At 72.0% G+C, this 15,143-nt stretch carries 15 protein-coding genes; 6 read left to right on the forward strand and 9 right to left on the reverse strand.

The window, feature by feature from the left end; all coding sequences use genetic code 11:
- Positions 1-18: 18 nt before the first annotated feature.
- The 3 genes from ACFY4A_RS14035 to ACFY4A_RS14045 are packed head-to-tail and all read right to left on the reverse strand — an operon-like array spanning position 19 to position 3,118.
- The gene (locus ACFY4A_RS14035) at positions 19-1,047 is read right to left on the reverse strand and encodes a methyltransferase (protein ID WP_390829677.1); all 1,029 of its coding nucleotides are present in this window, start codon (positions 1,045-1,047) and stop codon (positions 19-21) included.
- Positions 1,048-1,099: 52 nt separating this feature from the next.
- Entirely contained in the window at positions 1,100-2,158 is a 1,059-nt protein-coding gene (locus tag ACFY4A_RS14040; RefSeq protein WP_390829678.1) for a nitrous oxide reductase family maturation protein NosD, read from the reverse strand.
- A gap of 60 nt (positions 2,159-2,218) precedes the next feature.
- Positions 2,219-3,118, reverse strand: a complete 900-nt coding sequence (locus ACFY4A_RS14045) for an aminoglycoside phosphotransferase family protein (protein WP_390829679.1) — start codon at positions 3,116-3,118, stop codon at positions 2,219-2,221.
- A gap of 298 nt (positions 3,119-3,416) precedes the next feature.
- On the opposite strand from ACFY4A_RS14045, the gene ACFY4A_RS14050 reads away from it, so the two are divergent.
- Positions 3,417-4,070, forward strand: coding sequence for a rhomboid-like protein (locus tag ACFY4A_RS14050; RefSeq protein ID WP_390829680.1), 654 nt, complete (start codon positions 3,417-3,419; stop codon positions 4,068-4,070).
- 253 nt (positions 4,071-4,323) lie between these two features.
- Here ACFY4A_RS14050 and ACFY4A_RS14055 read toward each other — a convergent pair whose 3' ends face one another.
- Complete coding sequence (locus ACFY4A_RS14055) at positions 4,324-5,823, reverse strand: MFS transporter (protein WP_390829681.1); 1,500 nt, start codon at positions 5,821-5,823, stop codon at positions 4,324-4,326.
- A gap of 102 nt (positions 5,824-5,925) precedes the next feature.
- Between ACFY4A_RS14055 and ACFY4A_RS14060 the strand changes: the two genes are divergently transcribed.
- The gene (locus tag ACFY4A_RS14060; protein ID WP_390829682.1) at positions 5,926-6,603 is read left to right on the forward strand and encodes a pentapeptide repeat-containing protein; all 678 of its coding nucleotides are present in this window, start codon (positions 5,926-5,928) and stop codon (positions 6,601-6,603) included.
- Positions 6,604-6,648: 45 nt separating this feature from the next.
- On the opposite strand, the gene ACFY4A_RS14065 is transcribed toward ACFY4A_RS14060, so the two are convergent.
- Positions 6,649-7,149 (reverse strand): hypothetical protein, encoded by a 501-nt coding sequence (locus ACFY4A_RS14065; protein ID WP_390829683.1) that lies wholly within the window; start codon positions 7,147-7,149, stop codon positions 6,649-6,651.
- 40 nt (positions 7,150-7,189) lie between these two features.
- On the opposite strand from ACFY4A_RS14065, the gene ACFY4A_RS14070 reads away from it, so the two are divergent.
- On the forward strand, positions 7,190-8,605 hold the full coding sequence (locus tag ACFY4A_RS14070) for a M1 family metallopeptidase (protein ID WP_390829684.1): 1,416 nt from the start codon (positions 7,190-7,192) through the stop codon (positions 8,603-8,605).
- 39 nt (positions 8,606-8,644) lie between these two features.
- Here the strand turns inward: ACFY4A_RS14070 and ACFY4A_RS14075 are convergent, their stop codons facing one another.
- A complete protein-coding gene (locus ACFY4A_RS14075) occupies positions 8,645-9,160 on the reverse strand; it encodes a GNAT family N-acetyltransferase (protein WP_390829685.1) in 516 nt (171 codons plus the stop codon).
- Positions 9,161-9,291: 131 nt separating this feature from the next.
- Positions 9,292-9,867 (reverse strand): TerD family protein, encoded by a 576-nt coding sequence (locus ACFY4A_RS14080; RefSeq protein WP_390829686.1) that lies wholly within the window; start codon positions 9,865-9,867, stop codon positions 9,292-9,294.
- A gap of 166 nt (positions 9,868-10,033) precedes the next feature.
- Here ACFY4A_RS14080 and arfB point away from each other — a divergent pair, with 166 nt between their 5' ends.
- A complete protein-coding gene (gene arfB, locus ACFY4A_RS14085) occupies positions 10,034-10,471 on the forward strand; it encodes an alternative ribosome rescue aminoacyl-tRNA hydrolase ArfB (RefSeq protein ID WP_390829687.1) in 438 nt (145 codons plus the stop codon).
- A gap of 42 nt (positions 10,472-10,513) precedes the next feature.
- Here arfB and ACFY4A_RS14090 read toward each other — a convergent pair whose 3' ends face one another.
- Positions 10,514-11,032: a flavin reductase family protein gene (locus ACFY4A_RS14090; RefSeq protein ID WP_390829688.1), complete on the reverse strand. Its 519-nt coding sequence runs from the start codon at positions 11,030-11,032 to the stop codon at positions 10,514-10,516.
- Positions 11,033-11,447: 415 nt separating this feature from the next.
- On the opposite strand from ACFY4A_RS14090, the gene cdgB reads away from it, so the two are divergent.
- Both cdgB and ACFY4A_RS14100 read left to right on the forward strand, forming a co-directional pair.
- Positions 11,448-13,097 carry a diguanylate cyclase CdgB gene (gene cdgB / locus ACFY4A_RS14095; RefSeq protein ID WP_390829690.1) on the forward strand — a complete coding sequence of 550 codons (1,650 nt, stop codon included), beginning with the start codon at positions 11,448-11,450 and terminating at the stop codon, positions 13,095-13,097.
- A gap of 117 nt (positions 13,098-13,214) precedes the next feature.
- Positions 13,215-14,141, forward strand: coding sequence for a carbohydrate-binding protein (locus tag ACFY4A_RS14100; protein WP_390829691.1), 927 nt, complete (start codon positions 13,215-13,217; stop codon positions 14,139-14,141).
- Here ACFY4A_RS14100 and ACFY4A_RS14105 read toward each other — a convergent pair.
- A complete protein-coding gene (locus ACFY4A_RS14105; RefSeq protein ID WP_390829692.1) occupies positions 14,138-15,070 on the reverse strand; it encodes a 1-phosphofructokinase family hexose kinase in 933 nt (310 codons plus the stop codon). The genes ACFY4A_RS14100 and ACFY4A_RS14105 overlap by 4 nt on opposite strands.
- Positions 15,071-15,143 lie beyond the last annotated feature (73 nt).

Genomic DNA, 15,143 nt, shown 5'->3' on the forward strand with positions numbered 1-15,143 from the left:
GCCGCCGGCCGGGTCCGGTCAGCCCGGCACCGTGCAGTCGAAGGCGTGCAGGTAGGGGTTGACCGGGCTGATGTCGTCGATGATCAGGCCCGCCGCCTTCAGCCGGTCGGCCATGCTGGCGCTGGTGTGCTTGGCACCGCCGACGTTCAGCAGCAGGAGCAGGTCCATGGCGGTGCTGAACCGCATCGAGGGGGTGTCGTCGACGAGGTTCTCGATGACCACGACCCGCGCTCCGGGCCCGCCCGCCCCGATGACGTTGCGCAGGCAGCGGGCGGTGGAGTCGTCGTCCCACTCCAGGATGTTCTTGATGATGTAGACGTCGGCCCTGACCGGGATGGCCTCGCGGCAGTCGCCGGGCACGATCCGCACCCGGTCGGCCAGCGAGCCGCCCGCGCGCAGCCGGGGGTCGGCGTTGTCCACCACCCGCGGCAGGTCCAGCAGGGTGCCGTGCATCCGCGGGTACTTCTCCAGCAGGCTCGCCACCACGTGCCCCTGCCCACCGCCGATGTCGGCGACCGAGGAGGCGCCGGACAGGTCGAGGAGCTCGGCGACGTCCCGCGCGGACTGCTTGCTGGAGGTCGTCATGGCCCGGTTGAAGACGTCCGCCGACTCGGGGGCGTCCTCGTTGAGGTGGACGAAGAACTCCTTGCCGTACAGGTCCTCCACCACGTTGCGGCCGGTGCGCACCGCCTCGTCCAGTTTCGGCCAGGCGTCCCAGGTCCACGGCTCGGTGCACCACAGGGTGATGTAGCGCAGGCTGCCCGGGTCGTCCTCGCGCAGCAGCCGGGACATGCCGGTGTGCGCGAACGTCCCGTCGGGCTGCTCGGTGAAGACGCCGTAGCAGGTCAGCGCCCGCAGCAGTCGGCGCAGCGGCTTCGGTTCGGTCTTCACCGCGGCCGCGAGGTCCTCCACGGCCATGGGTGCGTCCCCGAGCGCGTCGGCCACACCGAGCCGGGCGGCCGCACGGAGGGCGGCGGCGCACGCCGCCCCGAACGCGAGCTCCCTGAGCCGCATGGACGGCGGTGGTGCGGACTGAGCGGTCGTCATGTACCGCCTTCCTTCCTTCTCGGTCCCGTGGGTTCCACGAGTGGCCATGGCCTCAGCACAGTCCCGCGGGCCTGGAGGCCCCGCAGGAGTTGGCCACGAAGGTGTTGAGCGTGGCGCTCTCCTGGTTGACCAGGTCCGCCGGGGAGTTGGCCTCGAGCACGTTCCGGCTCACCCGGTTCCGCTCGCCGGCCGGGCCGACGAAGCTCTTGAACAGCACGATGCCGCCGGAGAGGGGGGACCTGCCCGAGTTGCCGACGACGAGGTTGCCGGACACGTCGGTCTGCTCGGTGCCGGTCAGGACGATGCCCGAGCCCTGGAGGAAGGGCAGCCGGGCGGTCGCCGGGCAGAACCTGTTGTTCTCCACGACCCGGTTGTCGCGCACGGTCAGGGCGCCGGCCCGCGGCTTGTTCTCGTCGCCGACGACGAACACCCCCGCGCAGTTGCCGGTGACGTCGTTGCTCCTGACGGTGAGGTCGCGCAGCCGGCGGACGGTGACGCCGATCCGGTTGCCCTCCAGCCGGTTGTGGGCGATCAGCGTTCCGTCGGTGCCGGAGGCGCCCTGCTCGGCGGTGATCGTGTTGGCCAGGAAGAGTCCCGCGTCGCCGTTGTCCCGGGCGATGTTGCTCCGGTACTCGCTGCGTACGGACCGCTCCTCGGCGAGGCCCCAGACCTTGTTCTTCTCCGCGGTCACCTGCCGCACGGTCAGCCGGTCGGTACCCATGGCGAACAGGCCGGCGTGGGAGAAGCCGGTCAGGGTCAGATGGGAGACGGTGACACCTTCGAGGGGCTTGTCCTTGGTGCCCGCCACACAGATGCCGTCGCCCCGCTTGCCGCAGTCGTCCGCGGGCTTCTGGCTGCCCGGTTGCAGGACCGTGCTGCGGCCCGTGCCGCGCAGGGTCAGACCGGGCGTCGTCACCTTGACGCTCTCGTGGTAGACGCCGGGCAGCACCAGCACGGTGTCACCCTGCTTCGCGGAGTCCACCGCCTGCTGGATCGACTGGCCCGGATGCACCAGGTGCGTCCTGGGCACCGGGACCGGCGGGGCGGCGGCGATGCCCGCACCGACCAGCACAGCGGCGCTCAGAAGCAGAGCGATATGGCGTTTCGTCATATTCTGTACCGTATGGCCCGATAGTTGGCTGGAACGCCGGATGGGCCGTCCGGCGGCGTGTCACCGGCGCAGGGTGCGGCCGATCCACAGCTGTTCGGGGGACAGGGGACGGCCGTCCTCCAGGTCCCACACGGCGTTCTGCAGCACACGGCCGAGCGTCCAGGCGCGGGCCCGGTCCGGGTCGAGGCCCAGCGCCCCGGTCATGGCCTCGAAGCGCGGGACGACCTCGCCGGGCTCGAAGCGGTTGAACAGCGCCGGGAACAGTTCGAAGCCGGGGTCACCGGCGAGCGGCTTGGGGTCGATGGCCAGCCAGGGCTCGCGGTCGGCGCCGAGGACGTTGTCGTAGTGCAGGTCCCAGTGCAGCAGCCGGTCGCCGCTTTCGCCGGCGACCTCGCGCACGGCGGCGGCGCAGTCCGCGAGCAGCCGGCGGTCGTCCCCGCCGGGCAGCCGCCGCAACGCGCCCGGAGTCCGCTCCAGCACGGTACCCGCGATGTCCCCCAGCCGCCGTATCCCCGCCGGGGCCGGCACGGACGTCAGGCGGGCCAGCAGGCCGGCGATCACCAGGACGGCCCCGCGGGCGTCCGGCAGGCGCGTCAGCGGGCAGGCGGAGCCGAGCCGTTCCAGCAGCAGCGTGCCGGTGGGCTCGTCGTGCTCCAGCAGCCGTACGGCCCCCGCGCCGTCCCACACGCGCAGCGCCGGCGCCTCTCCCGCGCTCTCCTCGTCGGGCAGCTGGAGCTTCAGGGCGGCGGGCAGGCGGTCGGCGCGTACGACCGGAAGGACCAGCGCGCACACGCCGTGCATCGCCGGCCCGTCGATCCGCAGCCGCCACCGGTCGAGGAAGTCGGCCACCTGCCGGGGCAGACCGGCGACGAACGCGCGGCCCGCCGCCCCGTTGAATCTCTCCTGGGAAGCGGCCAGCGCGCCGGGCACCTGGATCACCTGACGACCATACTTGCGCATTTGAACCCTCCCCGGATGAAGCAGGGGGATTCCTGGCTCGAGCAGCCCATTCACTCTGCGAGCGAACGAGTCCGACGCTCTCAGCACCAGCCGGGACGGAACCTGCCCGGTCGCCCGTCAAGACAAAGGAGTTGCGTGTGCTTGGCTCTCGCAACGCACGGCAGTCAGCTCGCCCAACCGTGTGGGCGGTCTTTCGCCCTTTGTGCGAAACCCCGTTCCCTGCCCTGCTCCGCGGGAGTCCGATGCGTCTTGCCGCCGGAGCCGGGGTCGTCCTCGGAGGCTTCCAGTGAGCGGGGTCATGCGGACGCGGCGTGGGCTTCCGGCGGCGAAGGCGTACGTCCGCAGCGCTCCGGGCACGTACGTCTGGCTGCTGATCCTGTTCCTGACCACCGTCGCCCTGCACCACATGTCGCCGCAGTTCGAGCAGCACTTCCTGCGCCACCGCTCGACGAACCTGCGCGAGCTGTCGAACGACCCGGTGCGGGTGCTCTTCTCCAGCGCCATGTGGATCGACAGCGGCCACTGGCTGCCGTACGCGGTCCTCTACACGGTCTTCCACGCCCAGGCCGAGCGCTGGCTGGGCACCCTGCGCTGGCTGCTGGTGTGCGCGACCGCGCACGTGCTGGCGACGCTGATCAGCGAGGGCGCCCTGCTGTGGGCGATCCAGCGGCACGTGGTGCCGGAGTCGGCCGTCAACACCCTGGACGTCGGCGTGAGTTACGCCCTGGCCGGGGTGATGGGAGTGCTGACGTACCGGATCGCCCCGCCCTGGCGGTACCTGTACCTGGCCGCCGTCCTCGTCTTCTACGCCGTGTCGCTGGTGACCGGGCGCACCTTCACCGATCTCGGGCACTTCACCGCCGTCCTGATCGGCCTGGGCTGCTGTCCGCCGGCCAGGGGCCGGGGAGAGCCGTGGAACCCGCAGCAGGCGCTGTCCGCGCTGAGGCGTTAGCGCCCGGTCCCAGGACCTGTCGTCACATTCCCGTCTGCCCCGCGACGCCTGGCACGCTCCCCCGAGCTCTTCGAGCAGGGGCCCGACTCGCCGCATCGGGCGAGAGCCCAAGTACGTCCAGTACGACCACTTCCGCCCGGCACTCCCCCAAGCCCTTCGAGCAGGAGGACCCCCAGAGCACGCACCAGACGCCGCGGGGCCGCCCTTCGGGCGACGACCGGATTTTGACGGCAGGTCCCCGGGCCCCCGCGCCTCAGGCCACTGGTTCCGGTACGGGCGCCTCCGCCGGGGCCCCGTGCTTGGGGGCCCTGCCCGTCACCATCAGGCCCGCGACCAGCCCGGCCAGGAGCATGACGGCGGCCGCCCACCAGATGGCGACCGTGTAGCCGTGGACGATGCCCTCCGGCACCACCCGGGCCCGGTCCGCCGGGCCGCGCAGATGGGCGGAGACGTAGGCGGTGCTGCTGGTCGTGGCGACCGTGTTGAGCAGGGCGGTGCCGATCGAACCGCCGACCTGCTGCGAGGTGTTCACGGTCGCGGAGGTCACCCCCGAGTCCTGCGGGGCGACGCCCGCGGTGGCGGTGGCGAACACCGGCATGAAGGTCAGGCCCATGCCGAGGCCCATCAGCACCAGCGCGGGCAGTACCTCGCTCGCATAGCGCGAGTCGACCGTGAGCCGGGTCAGGAGCAGCAGCCCGCCCGCGGCCAGGAGCATGCCGGGGACCATGAGTACACGCGGCGCCACGTGCCGCAGCAGCCGCGCCGAGATCTGCGTCGAACCGGTGATGATCGCGGCGGTCAGCGGCAGGAAGGCGAGACCGGTCCGCAGCGGCGAGTAGCCGAGGATCTCCTGCAGGTAGTACGTCATGAACAGGAACAGCCCGAACATGCCGATCACCGCCAGCAGCATGGTCAGGAGGCAGCCCGCCCGGTTGCGGTCCCGCAGGACGTGCAGCGGCAGCAGCGGCATCGGCGCCCGGCTCTGCCACCACACGAACGTCAGGAGCAGCGCCGCACCGAGGGCGAACAGGCTCAGCACCAGCGGGTCGGTCCAGCCGCGCGGCTGGGCCTCGCTGAACCCGTAGACGACGGCGACCAGTCCGCCGCAGCCCAGCACCGCCCCGGGCATGTCCAGCCGGGCGCTCGCCCGGCCCGGCCTGTCGGGCAGCAGGGCGAGGGCGCCGAGGACCGCGACGACGGCGATGGGCACGTTGACGTACAGACACCAGCGCCAGTTCAGGAACTCCGTCAGCACGCCGCCGACGATGAAGCCGATCGCCGAGCCGCTGCCCGCCAGGGCGCCGTAGACGCCGAACGCCTTCCCGCGCTCCCTGGGCTGGGTGAAGGTCGTGGTCAGCAGGCTGAGCGCGGAGGGGGCGAGGACGGCCGCGAAGGCGCCCTGAAGGGCGCGGGCGCCGAAGAGCATGCCCGAGGACGTGGCCGCGCCGCCGAAGGCGGAGACGGCGGCGAACCCGGCCAGCCCGACGACGAACGTGCGCTTGCGGCCCACCAGGTCCGCGATCCGCCCGCCCAGCAGGAGCAGCCCGCCGAAGGCGAGGGAATAGGCGGTGATGACCCACTGCCGATTGCCGTCGGACATGTGCAGGGCGTGCTGCGCGGAGGGGAGCGCGATGCTCACGATCGTCGCGTCCAGGACCACCATCAGTTGCGCGAGCGCGATGACGATCAGTGCCCACCAGCGGTGCCGGTCGGTCTCCCGGGACGAGGATTCACCTGTTCGGGTGACGCTCATCTGGCCAGAAGACCATGAATCGGGAGGTATCGCATCCTCGTGCGTGCCGGGCGCCTCGCGGTCGGGGCGGGCGTTGTCAGTGGCGGCGTGCAGCATGGGGACATGGCGAGCGAAGCGAGCGGTAGGACCGGCGTGAGGGGCGCGCGGCGGCCCGAGGTGCGGTTGCCGGCGCTGGAGGCGTACGGCGGCGGGGGACTGGCGCCGGACGGGGACTACGACGGGCTGGAGTTCCGGGAGGAGGACTTCGCCGGGCAGGACGGGGCGGGTGCCCGCTTCCTGGACTGCGCGCTCGGAGGCTGCGCGCTGGACGACACGTCGCTGCGTCACGCCCGCTTCCTGGACTCGGTCCTCACCGGCATACGGGGTGTCGGCACCGACCTCGCCGAGGCGGCCCTGCGTGATGTGGAGGTGGTCGACGCCCGCCTCGGCGGTGTGCAGTGTCACGGTGCGGTCCTGGAGCGCGTGTGGATCCGCGGCGGCAAGATCGACTACCTGAATCTGCGCAATGCCCGGCTGCGGGACGTCGTCTTCGAGGGCTGCGTCCTCGTCGAGCCGGACTTCGGGGGCGCCCGGCTGGAGCGGGTGGAGTTCGCGGACTGCGTGGTCAAGGGCGTCGACTTCAGCGCGGCGACGCTCTCGGACGTGGACCTGCGGGGCGCAGCGTCCCTGGAGATCACGCGCGGGCTGGACCGGCTGGCGGGCGCGGTGATCAGCACCGGTCAGCTTCTGGACCTGGCGCCGGTGCTGGCGGCGGAGCTGGGGATCAGGGTGGAGGGGTGAGCGGCGTCGAGACGGCTGAAAGGGGATTCGGGCTGAGAGAGGGGGTCAGGAGACGCGGGGGTAGCGGGCCTGGAGGGTCCAGATCGCCGGGTTCTCCGCCAGGTCCTCGTGGAGGTCGCACAGGTCGGCGACGAGGTCGTGCAGGAAGTCACGGGCCTCGCGGCGCAGCGCCGTGTGCGAGAAGGTCAGCGGGGGCTCCTCGGCGGGCATCCAGTCGGACTCGATGTCGACCCAGCCGAAGCGGCGCTCGAAGAGCATGCGGTCCGTGGACTCGGTGAAGTCCAGCTCCGCCCGCTGCGGACGGGAGGCGCGGGAGCCGGCCGGGTCCCGGTCCAGCCGTTCGACGATGTCGCACAGGGCCCAGGCGAAGTCGAGCACGGGGACCCAGCCCCAGGCCGTGGCCAGTTCGCGGTCCGACTCGGTGTCGGCCAGGTAGACGTCGCCGCAGAACAGGTCGTGCCGCAGCGCGTGGACGTCCGCGCGGCGGTAGTCCGTCTGCGGCGGGTCGGGGAAGCGGTTGGAGAGGGCGTAGCCGATGTCGAGCACGTAGGCGATGGTGTCATGTGCCCCGCATAGGATCGCGCGCGTGCATCGATCTGCCCTGCTTGTCCGGACCGCCGTGGCCGGCTGCGCCCTGCTCGCGCTCACGCTGACCGGGTGCGACGGTGGTGTGCGGGGCACCCCGGGCGGGGCCGGGGTGCACGATCCGTACTTCCCCAGGGCGGGCAACGGCGGGTACGACGTCAGCCACTACGGCCTGACCCTTGCCTACGACCCGGACCGGCGTCATCTCACGGCCACGGCGGTCGTCACCGCCCGGGCAGCCAAGGACCTGTCCGCCTTCGACCTCGATCTCAGCGGGCTCGACGTCCGGAGCGTCACGGTGGCGGGGAAAGCCGCCCGGTTCAGCCGGGCCGGGCAGGAGCTCACCGTGCGGCCGTACGACGAGTTGGTGAAGGGGCAGACGTTCAGCGCGACCGTGCGTTACTCCGGGCGGCCGCAGGTCGTCGTCGACCCCGACGGGTCGCGGGAGGGGTGGCTGCCCACCGCCGATGGTGCGCTCGCGCTCGGTGAGCCGGTCGGGTCGATGGCGTGGTTCCCGGGGAACAACCACCCGTCCGACAAGGCCGCGTACGACATCTCGGTCACCGTGCCCGAGGGGTTGCGGGCCGTCTCCAACGGCGAGTTGAGGAGTGAGACGACCAGCGGGGGGCGTACGACGTTCCGGTGGCGCACCGCCGAGCCGATGGCGAGCTATCTGGCCACCGTCGCGATCGGCCGTTTCGAGATCACCCGTTCCACCACGAGGAGCGGTCTGCCGGTGTACGTCGCCGTCGAGCCGTCCCAGGTGCGGCAGAGCCGGGCCGTGCCGGCCAGGATCTCCGAGGTCGTCGAGTGGGCGGAGCGCCGCTTCGGCCCGTACCCCTTCTCGTCCACCGGCGCGATCGTCGGCCGTCGCGAGGACGCCGGTTACGCCCTGGAGACCCAGAACCGGCCCGTCTTCCCCGGCGCCCCCGACATCGGCACCCTCGTCCACGAACTCGTCCACCAGTGGTACGGGGACTCCGTCACCCCGAAGAGCTGGCGGGACATGTGGCTGAGCGAGGCCTTCGCGACGTACGCGCAGTGGCTGTGGGAGGAGGACCACGGCGGCCGGAGCGCGCAGCAGGCCTTCGACGAGCTCCACCGCGGCGACTACTTCGCCGACGACGTCGAGAACGAGGCGGTGTGGGCCTTTCCGCCCGCCAGGCCGAGCGGTGCCGAGCACATCTCCGACCGGCCCGTCTACGAACGCGGCGCGATGGTGCTGCACAAGATCCGCCAGGCGGTCGGTGACCACGCCTTCGGCGACATCGTCCGGGGCTGGGCCACCGCCCACCGCCACGGCAACGCGGACACCGCCGACTTCACCGCCTACGTGGAGAAGAAGGCCCCGGACACGGACTTCGGCGGGATCTGGGCCGACTGGCTGTACGGGGACGGCAAACCGGCGGGTCCCTGACCACGGCCGGCCGGTTCCCTCAGCAGCCGGCCGGTCCCCTCAGTCCAGCCGCTTGCGCAGCACCACGCACGGGCGGCCCAGCCGGCGGTCTTGGCGGTGAGCGAGGTGTCGGTGGCCGAGGGCGGTCCAGAACGCCAGGGCCCCGTGGTTGTTCTCGAGGACGGCCAGGCGCACGGCGGTGCGGCCCGCGGCACGGAAGCGGTCCTCGACGAGGGACGCCAGCCGGCGCCCGTGGCCGTGCCGTTGTGCGCCCGCGTCGATCATCAGCAGGCCGATCCACGGGTCCGGGTCGGCCGGATCGGGGTGGTGGGCGAGCGTGATCGCGATACCGACGAGCCGTCCCTCGCTGCGCGCGAGCAGCACCTCCGCGGCCGGGTCGGCCAGTTCGTCCGTGAGCGCGGACGCCACCTGTTCCGGGCGGATGTCGCCAGGGTCGGGGAAATCGCCGCTGAGGGCGTGGAAGTCGTGGTGGGAGGCGTACAGCGCGGTGAGCTCGGCCAGGAGCTCGCCCGGGAGGCCGCGGTCCGGCGTGAGGGTCAGGGGCTCGAGGAACACCCGGGCGACGTATCGCGCTCCGGACTCCCGGGGCGCCCCGAGCGCGGGGGACGGCCGACCGGAGCGATCGGTCGCAGCACCCGGAGCCCCGGCCCTTGGTGGGCCGGGGCTCGGTCAGTCGACCGGGTCCGTCAGACGTTGACGCCGAAGTCCTGGGCGATGCCGACCAGACCCGAGGCGTAGCCCTGGCCGACGGCACGGAACTTCCACTCCGCGCCGTTGCGGTACAGCTCGCCGAAGACCATGGCCGTCTCGGTGGCCGCGTCCTCCGACAGGTCGTAGCGGGCGATCTCGGCACCGCCGGCCTGGTTGATGATGCGGATGTAGGCGTTGCGGACCTGGCCGAAGTTCTGGCCGCGGTTCTCGGCGTCGTAGATGGAGACCGGGAAGACGACCTTGTCGACGTCGGCGGGGAGCCCGGCGAGGTTGACGTTGATCGCCTCGTCGTCGCCCGCGCCCTCGCCGGTGAGGTTGTCGCCGGTGTGGACGATCGAGTTGTCCGGGGTCTGCTTGTTGTTGAAGAAGACGAAGTGCTGGTCCGAGTAGACCTTGCCCTGCGCGTTGACCGCGATCGCGGAGGCGTCCAGGTCGAAGTCCGTGCCGGTGGTGGTGCGGACGTCCCAGCCGAGGCCCACGGTGACGGCGGTCAGGCCCGGAGCCTCCTTGGTGAGCGAGACGTTGCCACCCTTGGACAGGCTTACAGCCATTGTTGGGAGTCCCTTCCCTCGTTGCGTGTGCGGACGAAGCTACCGCCACCCATAGGAACGTCGAGGGGGTCCTCCGGGTTCCGCGTCTCTTTACCTTTTTTACCCACCCCGATCGAACACGCCCGCGGCGAAAACATGATGACGTGACGCGGGCGGGAAGGGGAACATGGACGACATGTCCGGTCCCCATCTCATCCGCGGCTCCGTCGCGCTCCCCGAGGCCGAACTGGCCTGGCGCTTCTCGCGGTCCTCCGGGCCCGGCGGCCAGCACGTCAACACCACAGACTCCCAGGTGGAGTTGCGCTTCGACCTCGCCAACACCGAGGCGCTGCCCGAGGTGTGGAAGCAGCGCGCGCTGGAGCGCCTCGCGGACCGGCTCGTCGACGGCGTCGTCAGCGTGCGCGCCTCGGAGCACCGCTCCCAGTGGCGCAACCGCGAGGCCGCCGCCGTGCGCCTCGCCGCGCTCCTCGCCGAGGCGACCGCGCCCCCTCCCAGGCCGCGCCGGCCCACCCGGATCCCGCGAGGCATCAACGAGCGGCGGCTGCGCGAGAAGAAGCGGCGCTCGGAGACGAAGCGGGGGCGCTCCGGCAAGGACTGGGGGTAGTCCGCGGCACCAAGCCGGCGGGACACCGGATGCGGACGGGTGTCAGCCCAGCCGGCGGTAGCGGCCGCGGTAGTACAGCAGCGGTTCGCCGTCCGTGCCGGGCAGGCGGGCCGTCAGGACCCGTCCGATGACCAGGGTGTGGTCGCCCGCCGTCACCCGCTGCTCGGTGCGCAGCTCCAGGGTGGCCAGGGCGTCGGTCAGCAGGGGGGCGCCGGAGACCTCGCCGCGGGTGTGGGGGAGGTCCCGGAACAGCAGGCGGTCGCTGACCCGGCCCTTCATGGCGAAGCGGCCGGCGACGGTGTGCTGGCTGTCGGCGAGGACCGAGACCGCCCACAGGGGCTGTTCGGCGAGCAGGTCGTCCATGCGGGAGCCTTCGCGCAGGCTGACCAGGGCCAGCGGCGGGTCCAGAGACACCGACATGAACGCAGTCGCCGTCATGCCCGCGTCCTCGCCGGCCGGCGCCTGCGGGTCGTCCGGGTCGAGCGGCGGCTCCTGCGCGGTCACCAGGACCACACCGGCGGCCAGCCTGGACATCGCGGCACGGAACTCCTCGTTGGTCACCCCCTCAGCATGCCCGGGTGGGGCTCCCCGCTGCCCGAGCGGAGCCGGGAGCCCGGCGGAGGCGGCGGGGGAGTGGGTGGACGGCGCGGCGGAAGTGTTCAACACACACGGAACGCTAACCACCGGTTCGCGGCGGCCGCATCGGGCCTCCGCCCGAAGCCGGACCTAGGACCAGCGGAGGAGTGTGTCGTGCATCATGTCCCCCGGCCGCGTGGCCGGCGTTCACCAAACGCACAGGGAAAGGACAGAAGCCGCACTCAATTGTTCACGTTCATCTGTGACTTGAGTCACAAGAGCTGTGAATTGTTGACCCTGTGTACCGAGTGGGCTCCGCGCTGTGATTCAGTGGCGGAGAATGACGATACGCCGAACAGCACCCTTGATTCGCTGGCGAGGTCTCGGGGGGAGGGCGAGCATGGAGACCGACTCGGAGCCGTACGTCCGCCTGGCGACCCTACGGCAACTGCACCAGGTCATGGCGGACATGAACACCGCGCGGAGCTTGGCGGACACACTGCAGACCGTCGCCGACGGCGTCGTGAAGGGCCTCGGTTACGAGCTGGCCTGCGTCAACCTCGTGCGCCAGGACGGCGACCTCGTGGTCGCCGCCTTCGCCGGGAACTCGGCCGCCGAGTCGCTCATCACCGGCCGCGTCGGCTCCCGGGAGTCCTGGGAGCGCCGGCTGGCCATGGGCGAGCAGTGGGGCGGCCTGGTCTTCATACCCCACACCGAGGGCTGGGTCCTCGACGACGACGACGTCCCGACGTGGTACACGGACGGGCCCGCGCCGCGCTTCGAGGACGAGTGGCACCCCTCCGACCGGCTCTTCGCGCCCATGGACGTCCCCGGCGGGTCCGGCGGCTCCTCCGGCGAGCTGCTCGGCGTGATCTCCGTGGACCGCCCGCGCAACGGCCGCCGGCCCGGCGCCTGGGGCCGCGAGGCCCTCCAGATGTACGCCTTCCAGGCGGCCATCGCGATCAGCAACGCCCGGCTGCGCTCCAACATGCAGCGCGCCCTGGTCCGCCTGGAGCGCGAGCAGCAGGCCCTGCGCGCCAGCGAGGAGAGTTTCCGCCAGGCCTTCGAGTACGCTCCCTCCGGCATGGCCATCGCCGAGATGGGCGGCGACCAGCACGGCCGCATCCTGCGCACCAACGACGCCCTGTGCCGGCTGCTGGGCCGCCCCGCCTCCGCCATGCGCCGCTACTCCTTCTCCGACCTCGTCCACCCCGAGGACATAGGCACCCTGCTGCGGACCTCGGCGGAGGGTGGCCGGGCGGAGCTCCGACTGGGCCGCCGCGATGGCTCGTACGTGTGGGTGTCCCTGCGCAACTCCGTCGTCGCGGACGCCGCCGACGGGCCCCGCTTCCTGCTCACCCACGTCGAGGACATAGAGGAGCGCAAGCGCCGCGAGCTCCAGCTCGCCCACCGCGCCTCCCACGACTCCCTCACCGGCCTGCCGAACTCCGCCGAGCTGCGCGCCCGCCTGTCCGCCCGGCTGTGCCGGCGGCCCCAGACCGCGCACGCGGGCGACGCCGAGTCGCAGGACGCGGCCTACGGCCACCCCGGCTACGACCACGGCTTCGACTTCCGGGCGGGCACCCAGTCCTACGACGCCTACGACCACCACGTGCACACCGTCGCCCCCGAGGGCGACCACGACGACGGCACCAAGGGCCTCGCGGTCCTCTTCTGCGACCTGGACGGCTTCAAGTCGATCAACGACCGTTTCGGGCACAACGCGGGCGACGCGGTGCTCATCGAGGTGGCCCGGCGGCTGAGCAACGGCGTGCGCGACGGCGACACCGTGGCCCGGCTCGGTGGCGACGAGTTCGTGATCCTCGCCGACGGCCTCGGCCGGGCCGACGCCCAGGACCTCGCCGTACGCCTGCGCAACGAGATCATCCAGCCGATCCGCGCCGAGGGCCGGGCCGTCCGGGTCGGGGCGAGCTTCGGCATCGGGTGGGCCCACTGCGGAATGACGGCGGACGAAGTGCTGAAATCAGCCGACGAACGGATGTACGTCGAGAAACGATCTCGTCCCAAACAACATCGCCGTGCCGGATGATCCGCAGGTCAGCGAGCCTATGCGGCATGAGTCACCCGTTTGGGCCCCGTGGAGCGGGTAGGCTCGCCTTTCTCACGACGTACCGCCACACCCGCACCTGTTGAGGAGTACCAAGGGATGACGCCCGGCAACAGCGGCGCGAGCACGCCCGAGGACGACGACCCGTTCGGCTACCTGTACGCCGACGGCCAGGCAAACGGAGCCCAGCCGCCCTCGGGCGGATACGGCTATCCGAACTCGGTCAGCCGGGTCCGTACGGTCGGTCAGCGGCAGTACGGCCAGCAGGCCCCGACGTCGCCCTACGGCCAGGTCCCGCAGCAGCAGGGCACGTTCGGTCAGCCGAACGCCCACTACGCCGCCCCGGAGACCCTCCCCGGCGGCGCGCCCACGGGCCGCAAGCCGCCCCGGGGAGGCGGCCGGGGCCCGAACACCAAGGGCCTGCTGATCGGCGCCGTCGCGGTGGTCGCCGCGGTCGTCATCGGCATCGGCGTGGCCATGATCGGCGACGACTCGGGCAAGAAGGACGACAACCAGGCCGGCGGCGCGACCCCCGCGGTCACCCAGAGCGACGAGCCGACCCCGACGGAGAAGGCCGGCGAGAAGGCCCCGGAGGAACTGCCGAAGATCGACGCCAAGGCGCTGCACCTGGAGAACGGCGCGAACCTGGCGTCGGAGGTCCAGGGCGCCCAGGCCGACGGCGGTGTCTATGTGACGGGCCTCAACTCGCCCGGCGCTCAGGTCACCTGGAGCGTCAACGGCATCCCCGAGGACGGCGCGTACACGCTCTTCGCGCACTACAGCGCCGCCGGTGAGGACCAGGAGATGACCCTCACGGTCAACGGCAAGGTGTTCGGCAGCAAGCTGCGCATGAAGAACTACACGAATGCCGCCGACGGCGACTTCGCCAAGGGCTGGACGACGACCTTCGCGTACCCCACCCTCTCCAAGGGCACCAACACGATCACCCTCTCCTGCCAGGACGGCGACAAGTGCAACGTCCTGCTGGACCAGTTGTGGCTGAAGAAGGGGCAGGTCACCGGCTAGGCAGCGGTGACCACTCCGGTCACCGCCACCCGCCCCAGCAGTTCCTCGTAGGCCATGCGGTCGAACTCGCCGGCCACCGGGGACAGGACCGTCGCCGTGGACAGGGCGACCGCGCGGCTCAGGCGGTCCGGCCAGGGCAGGTGCTGGGCGAGACCGGAGAGCAGGCCCGCGACCGCGGAGTCGCCGGCGCCGGTCGGGTTGCCCCGGACGCGGGAGGGCGGGGTGGCCCGCCACAGGCCGTCGGCGGTGTGTGCGAGCAGGCCCTCCGCGCCCAGGGAGGCGACCACCGCGCGGGCGCCGCGCCGACGGGCGTCCTGGGTGGCGCGCAGCGGCTCGTGGGAGCCGGTGAGTTCGGCCAGTTCGTCGGCGTTCGGCTTGACGATGTCGGGGCGGGCGGCCACGGCCCGGCGCAGCGCCTCGCCACTGGTGTCCAGCAGCACGGGCACGTTCGCGGCGCGCGCGGCGCGTACCAGACCGGCGTACGTGCCCACCGGCAGCCCGGGCGGCAGGCTGCCGCACAGCGCCACCGCCGACACCGAGCCGAGCAGGCCCTCGTAGACGTCCTGGAAGGCGGACCACTCGGCCGGGGTGACGACCGGGCCGGGCTCGTTGAGCTGGGTGGTGTCTCCGGTTCGCTCATCCACCACGGCTATCGTGCGCCGGGTCGCGCCGGCCACCGGGACCAGCGCGTCCACCATGCCCGGCGCCTCGGACGCGAGCCGGTCCCGCACCTCGCGCCCGGTGGCCCCGCCCGCGAAGCCGGTGACCGTCACCTCATGGCCGAGGGCCGCCAGCACGCGGGCCACGTTGACGCCCTTGCCGCCGGGCCGCTCGGTCACCTCGGACACCCGGTGGGAGGCGTGCGGCCGCAGGGACGGCACCCGATAGGTGATGTCGAGAGCGGTGTTCAGCGTGACCGTGAGGATCACCTGGGCCGACCTCCCCCGAGTAAGCGCGTCCGCCGCGACGTTCCGGAGACTCGATCATGCCAAACACACGGCC

The organism is Streptomyces sp. NPDC001292, assembly GCF_042896465.1.
Taxonomy (GTDB): Bacteria; Actinomycetota; Actinomycetes; order Streptomycetales; family Streptomycetaceae; genus Streptomyces.

Coding starts and splice junctions, on each gene's coding strand:
- ACFY4A_RS14035 (WP_390829677.1), bottom strand. CDS start 1,047: ATGACGACCGCTCAGTCCGCACCACCGCCGTCCATGCGGCTCAGGGAG.
- ACFY4A_RS14055 (WP_390829681.1), bottom strand. CDS start 5,823: ATGAGCGTCACCCGAACAGGTGAATCCTCGTCCCGGGAGACCGACCGG.
- cdgB (WP_390829690.1), top strand. CDS start 11,448: ATGGAGACCGACTCGGAGCCGTACGTCCGCCTGGCGACCCTACGGCAA.
- ACFY4A_RS14080 (WP_390829686.1), bottom strand. CDS start 9,867: ATGGCTGTAAGCCTGTCCAAGGGTGGCAACGTCTCGCTCACCAAGGAG.
- ACFY4A_RS14045 (WP_390829679.1), bottom strand. CDS start 3,118: ATGCGCAAGTATGGTCGTCAGGTGATCCAGGTGCCCGGCGCGCTGGCC.
- ACFY4A_RS14040 (WP_390829678.1), bottom strand. CDS start 2,158: ATGACGAAACGCCATATCGCTCTGCTTCTGAGCGCCGCTGTGCTGGTC.
- arfB (WP_390829687.1), top strand. CDS start 10,034: ATGGACGACATGTCCGGTCCCCATCTCATCCGCGGCTCCGTCGCGCTC.
- ACFY4A_RS14100 (WP_390829691.1), top strand. CDS start 13,215: ATGACGCCCGGCAACAGCGGCGCGAGCACGCCCGAGGACGACGACCCG.
- ACFY4A_RS14050 (WP_390829680.1), top strand. CDS start 3,417: ATGCGGACGCGGCGTGGGCTTCCGGCGGCGAAGGCGTACGTCCGCAGC.
- ACFY4A_RS14060 (WP_390829682.1), top strand. CDS start 5,926: ATGGCGAGCGAAGCGAGCGGTAGGACCGGCGTGAGGGGCGCGCGGCGG.